The sequence below is a fragment of the Halorubrum tibetense genome (genome assembly GCF_042661865.1).
Taxonomy (GTDB): Archaea; Halobacteriota; Halobacteria; order Halobacteriales; family Haloferacaceae; genus Halorubrum; species Halorubrum tibetense.
The window spans coordinates 1-5,529 of sequence record NZ_JBHSWW010000165.1 but is presented as its reverse complement, the minus strand read 5'-3'; the positions used below and the strand labels follow the sequence as shown (position 1 = coordinate 5,529).

General features: G+C 64.4%; 6 protein-coding genes. 2 read left to right on the top strand and 4 right to left on the bottom strand.

Features of this window, described 5'->3' with window-relative positions; translation table 11 throughout:
* Positions 1-242: 242 nt before the first annotated feature.
* The 3 genes from ACFQEU_RS10755 to ACFQEU_RS10745 form a co-directional block, all read right to left on the bottom strand.
* Complete coding sequence (locus tag ACFQEU_RS10755) at positions 243-455, bottom strand: hypothetical protein (RefSeq protein ID WP_379781975.1); 213 nt, start codon at positions 453-455, stop codon at positions 243-245.
* Between the two features lie 230 nt (positions 456-685).
* Entirely contained in the window at positions 686-1,324 is a 639-nt protein-coding gene (locus ACFQEU_RS10750) for a hypothetical protein (protein ID WP_379781973.1), read from the bottom strand.
* A gap of 88 nt (positions 1,325-1,412) precedes the next feature.
* Positions 1,413-2,147 (bottom strand): hypothetical protein, encoded by a 735-nt coding sequence (locus tag ACFQEU_RS10745; protein WP_379781970.1) that lies wholly within the window; start codon positions 2,145-2,147, stop codon positions 1,413-1,415.
* Positions 2,148-2,596: 449 nt separating this feature from the next.
* Here ACFQEU_RS10745 and ACFQEU_RS10740 point away from each other — a divergent pair, with 449 nt between their 5' ends.
* The gene (locus ACFQEU_RS10740) at positions 2,597-3,208 is read left to right on the top strand and encodes a DUF7344 domain-containing protein (protein ID WP_379781967.1); all 612 of its coding nucleotides are present in this window, start codon (positions 2,597-2,599) and stop codon (positions 3,206-3,208) included.
* A gap of 24 nt (positions 3,209-3,232) precedes the next feature.
* Positions 3,233-4,141, top strand: a complete 909-nt coding sequence (locus ACFQEU_RS10735; protein ID WP_379781965.1) for a hypothetical protein — start codon at positions 3,233-3,235, stop codon at positions 4,139-4,141.
* Between the two features lie 19 nt (positions 4,142-4,160).
* Here the strand turns inward: ACFQEU_RS10735 and ACFQEU_RS10730 are convergent, their stop codons facing one another.
* The gene (locus ACFQEU_RS10730; RefSeq protein ID WP_379781977.1) at positions 4,161-5,411 is read right to left on the bottom strand and encodes an MBL fold metallo-hydrolase; all 1,251 of its coding nucleotides are present in this window, start codon (positions 5,409-5,411) and stop codon (positions 4,161-4,163) included.
* Positions 5,412-5,529 lie beyond the last annotated feature (118 nt).

Here is a 5,529-nt window from a genome sequence, read left to right as displayed (position 1 = left end):
ACACCCGCTCCCGGCCGACGTGGACGCGACCGCGGATCGCGTGCTTCGAGACCGGGCGTACACGGACGGCGGCGAGTAGCCGCGCCGCGGTCGGGAGGGCCGCTCGCGTGGCTGGGTAGTATATAAGCACGGACTGCTCGTCCACGGACGCTCGTATCACCGAAACCACCGCTTCTCGGGAGTCGTGACGGCGTACGGATCGACGGCGTCCCGCGCCGTTTCGCACGTCTCTTATATACCCCTCATCGACGCGGCGTTCGCGTGAACAGCAGGACGGTCACGACGACGATCGCGAGAAGCGAGAGGAGCCCGAGCAGCTCCGCGGCCCCGAACCACCCGATCGACGGCAGATACGCTTCGGGACCGTCGACGCCCGGTGTAGCCGACACCACCGTCAACAGGAGGATCGCCGCGGCGAGGGCGACGAGGAACGTCGTCGTACGGGGAAGTCGCATGGTGGTCCCCATAGTTGTTGGGGAGTCGAAAGTAATGGGTCGTTGATGCGACATCGAGCGGTCGTCGTGGTGGTTTAGAGAGGATGGTTGCGAGTCTAAGTCAAAAATCGAATCATGGAACGGGTTTGCTGCGGTCGATCCGGTTTCGGCTGGTACAGTAGGGCCCTGTACAATCACACCGTTCCGATATCGATCCATCGTCGATTTTAATACCAATATTCGGTGGTGAGTTATTCCGAAACGACGGCATCGACCGCGAGATCACCGTCGATCCGCTCACCTAACGTCTCGTCCGGCGCGTGGAGGAGGAACGAGACGCCGATAGTTTCTCCGCTTCCAAGCGTGATTTCCTCCGCAACGGGATCTGGCGTCGGACCGTGTATCTGATCCAGTTGCTCGCCGTCGTTATGCACTTCGAACCAGAACTCAGTATTGAACTCGCCCGATTCGCCGACGTCTTCTTCTTCGAGTCTGTACTCTATCGTAAGATCGTAGGTGTTGTTCGTCTGGTTGGTGATGAGGAACGCGGAATCGAACTCCCCCGACTGATCGCCGACCGATGACGGCTCGTTGCTCTTTTTAGGGAACGGTGTGAGGCCCGCGATCGCGTCCCCGCTGTCGTCATCTACGAAGAGCCCGAACTGGTAGACGGAATTCTGATTGATTCCCGTCGTACCGAGGTCGATTACCAGCTCACCGTCATCATCGTGTACACCACCTACCTCAGGATTCGGAACGAGACCAACGAGCGCATCAGCATCGTTAACCACCGCGATGTCGACGTCTCGTCCGCTCACTTGTGCGGCACTGAAAGCCCCCGTTCCGAGAGCGGCAGCAGCGCTCACGGCGAGGGTTCCGGCACCGAGCACGATTTTTCGTCGTTTCATGATTATGTATTCTCCCCGAGAAGCGGCCGAAGGGAGGACCTCCGGGATCTACTCCTCTGGTTTAATGTTCTCAGTCGTCCACCGGACCGGTGACGTCGAAGTCATCCTGGTCAACGATCTGATCGCCGGCGTTGAGGACGAGTTCTCCGTCGAACTCGTTATCCTCTTTGGTCGGATCGAAGTCAGCCGCCTTGACGATCAGTGACACTGCGAGCGTTTCGCCGCTCCCTAGCGGGAACGCACCGAGCCGGTCGGCGTCCTGTTCGGTTCCGGTAACCGGAACGACGAATGCACCGGTGGAGTCGCCCGCAGCGACGAGTGCGAGTTCGGCATTATTTGTGTCTGGGGCAGATCCACTGTAGAAGAGCTCGATGTTGTGAGCTTGGGAGTCTTCGTTGACGATTTCGAAGGCCGGATCATCGGGAGTCGTCGTGTCGGAGCCGTCTTCACCTTCGCCCCCGTACAGGACGTCGTCCATCGTAAGGATCTCAGCACCGCCGGCAGCGAAGTCTTCGAATGCTCCTTTGGCTTCGCCGCCGATGGCGCCAACCTGGTACACGGAGTTGGGATTGATGCCGGATCCGCCGTCACCGTCGAAGCTGATTTCGAGTTGTCCGTCCTCGTAAAACACGCGTTCGCCGTATTCACCCGGATGGAGCTGGATCAGCGCTGAATCGTCAGCGTTGACCGCGATGTCGACGTCACGGTCGTTGATCTGTGCTGCGCTAAACGCGCCCGTACCCATCGCCGCAGCTGCTCCTGATGCCAATGCGCCCATTCCGATCACGAATTTGCGTCGTTCCATGGTGTATCTCACCTGTGTTCTCGCACCCCCGCACCCCGGGACGTCCCGGGCCGGGAGCGCTTGGAACATCCATGGGGCGGATGGCATATCGTTATGAACTCCTCTCGGCGATCACGAGGAGGACGAGAGATCCGACGATCGATCCTCGATCCGTCATCGAGCACGGTCCAAGCCACCATCGAGACGTGATATCCCGTTTCAAGCGCGTCTCGCGGTAGTACAAACGACCGATTGTGTTACGGTAACACACCATCAACGAGGGGCTGAAACGGCCGGGTCGGACATCGAGCCGGGGCAGAAAACCGGTAAGCAGTGCCGGTACGTGTCAGACATCCGGATCTAACGTCTTAATTATCCAACCCATTTATAGTGGATTCGCTAACACGTGCGGAACGAACGGGTCGGTCCAGGCCGGGACGCGCCGGCCGACCGACGGGGGTCACCACGCTATGCTCGCTACCACGACGACAGCCGGAGGAGAACCGACCGGAGGGGGCGACGAACGCGCCGATCTCTCCGAGGACGACGTGTTCGAGGTCCTCTCGAACCGCCGCCGCCGCTACACTATCCACGCGCTCAAACGCGCCGAGGAGACGGAGGAAGAGCCGCTCGACGTGGCCGACATCTCCGAGTACGTCACCGCGTGGGAGCTCGACATCGATCCGACGGAGGTGGAGTACGAGGACCGACGAAACGTCCACAGCACGCTTCGACGCACACACCTGCCGAAACTCGAGGAAACGAACGTCATCACCGTCGACGACGAGACGGACGTCGTCCGCCCGACCCCGGCGCTCCGGGACCTCGACATCTACATCGAGGTGCTCCGAGGTCGTGAGATCCCGTGGAGCCAGTATTACATCGGGCTCGCGGGACTCGCCGGGGTTTCCCTGCTCGCCGTCGAAACCGGCGTCATCGGATTCGGAGCCATGGAACCGCTCGGGATCGCCGTGTTCACCGTTACCGCCTTCACCGTGAGCGCGCTCGTTCACTACTACTACGGCGAACGAAGACGCCTCGGCAACGAGGCGAAACCGCCCGAGCTCCGGAGACGGAGCTGAAAAGCCGGAGTCCCGTCGACAGCCATGAGCACCCGAACCCGGCGGCCGACCGTCGAACTGCGCAGGTTACGCACCCTCAGCGTCCTGCTCGCGTTCACCGCCGCGGTCGGGCTGGTGTTCGGTACGGCCGGGTTCACGGTGATGAGCGCCGACCGCGGGATCGACGCCAGCGTCGTCGCCGACGACGAGGCGTCCCTCGGCTACGACACGCTGACCGACGCGGTCGACGACGGGGAGTCAACAGCGGTCGTCGCGTATCACAACCAGTTCGAACACGACCTCGACGAGTTCCACGTCGACGTCTCGATCGTCGATCCGGATACCGAGACGACGCTCGTCGACGCCGAGACGCCCGACGAGCTCCCGAGCGCGACGGACGGGACGGTCGACGTTACCCTCGCGTGTCCCGTCGAGGAGGAGGTCCACCTCCAGTTCGAAGCGACCGGAAGCGGCGGGGGCGTCAGCGTCTCGCTCGACCGCGTCCACACGGTGACGTGTCTCCCCGACGACCCGGATGACCCCGACGGCCCAACCGTGACCGGCGTTCAGTACAACAACGCCGCGAACGCCGACGTCCACACCGATGGTTCCGACGGTAACGTCTCGGCTATCGTGTGGATCGTCGACAGCCCGCCGGTCGACACGCCGGACGCGATCGAGCCCGTCGTGTTCGACGACGCCGAACCGCTCGACACCGCGAAGAAGGTCCGACCCGAGGTCGTCCAGAGCCGCGCCCCGAGTGAGCTCCCGAACGACTGGAAGATCGTCGCCATCGAGTTCCCCGACCAGGACGTCGCGTACGTCCATCCACAATGGGACGCGGGCGAGTACGACGCTCCGAAGACCGGCGACGGCGTCGAGACGACGGAGCTCCCGCTCGACGCCGAACAACTGGTGAACACGTCCGTCGTCGATGAGAGCGAGGACGGCTGAACTGCGAGGGAGGAGAGCGCTACACCTCGATCCGTTCGCCGAGTTCGGGCGCGCTCGCCGCGTACCCGTCCGCTCGCAGGTCCTCGGCGAACGCTACACAGCGGTCCCCGTGATTCACGAGCACCCGCCCGTCGCGATACGCGTCCAAGAACGACTCCAGTCCCTCGCGGTCGGCGTGTGCGGAGAAGTCGAACGACTCCACGCGGGCGCTTACCGGCCTGACTTGGCCACGTATCGCCAGCCGCCCGTGCTCCTGGAGCTCCCGGCCGGGCGTTCCCTCGACCTGATACCCGGTCAGGGTGACCGCGTTCGTCGGGTCACCACGGATCTCGGGGAGGTACGCGTGTACGGGCCCTCCCGTCAACATCCCCGAGGTGGTGAGTATCAGCGCGTTGTCGGCGGCGATCCGCTCGCGCTGGCCGTCCCGGCCGGTCACGAACCGGGCCGCACCCGCCGCGTCCCGGAGCGCCTCCGGGTCGCGCAGGAACTCGGGGTGTCGCCGTACCAGCCGTGTCACCTCGCGACCCATCCCGTCGACGTACGGAGTCAGGTCGTTCGCTCCGGAGACGAGCATCAGCTCCTGTGTCCGACCGATCGCGAACACGGGCGCGACGACGGTGCCGCCCTCCCAGGTCGTCGTCCGCACGCGCTCGGCCCACCGCTGCTCGACCGCCGCCCGCTCCTCGTGTGTCACGTCGGCGTACGTCGACTCGCAGATCACGACGTCGGCGTCGGGCCGCGTGGTCGTCCCCGCCACCAGCCGCTGGTCGTCGGTGTGGAAATCGCCGGTGTACAACAGCCGGGTGTCACCGTCGTCGACGAGGACGTGTGCGGAGCCCGGGATGTGGCCCGCGTCGAACAGCGTCACCTCGTAGCCGCCGGCGTCGGGGCCTCCAAGCACCGCGAACGGCTCCTCGTAGCCGTGCCGCTGCTCGACCTCGCCGAGGCGAGCGACGTGTTCGTCGGTGAACGGACACAGCGGGCTGTTCCCGTGGAGTGTGAGCGTGTCGCGCGCCAGCACCCGTGCGAGGTCCGCGGTGGGCGGCGTCCAGTGGATCGTGGGACGACGCGACCCCTTCAACAGCGCGGGCACCGCACCGACGTGGTCGAGGTGGCCGTGTGAGACGACGACCGCGTCGGGCTCCGGATCCCGGATCGGGTACTGCGGCGGGTCCGCGGTCAACAGCCCGTAATCGAGCAGCAACGAGTCGTCGACGAGCACCGCGCTCCGACCCACCTCGCGGGCACCGCCGAGGAACTCGACCTCCATTACCCGGTCGTAGCCGGCCGCCGGGTTAGTGTTCGTCGGTCCCGGGGCTGGGACGGTCGCCGTCGCCACCGCCGCCGGCGACCCCTTCGCCGTCGCACCCACCACTGTCGTCACCGCC

Coding starts and splice junctions, on each gene's coding strand:
- ACFQEU_RS10735 (WP_379781965.1), top strand. CDS start 3,233: ATGAGCACCCGAACCCGGCGGCCGACCGTCGAACTGCGCAGGTTACGC.
- ACFQEU_RS10755 (WP_379781975.1), bottom strand. CDS start 455: ATGCGACTTCCCCGTACGACGACGTTCCTCGTCGCCCTCGCCGCGGCG.
- ACFQEU_RS10730 (WP_379781977.1), bottom strand. CDS start 5,411: ATGGAGGTCGAGTTCCTCGGCGGTGCCCGCGAGGTGGGTCGGAGCGCG.
- ACFQEU_RS10745 (WP_379781970.1), bottom strand. CDS start 2,147: ATGGAACGACGCAAATTCGTGATCGGAATGGGCGCATTGGCATCAGGA.
- ACFQEU_RS10740 (WP_379781967.1), top strand. CDS start 2,597: ATGCTCGCTACCACGACGACAGCCGGAGGAGAACCGACCGGAGGGGGC.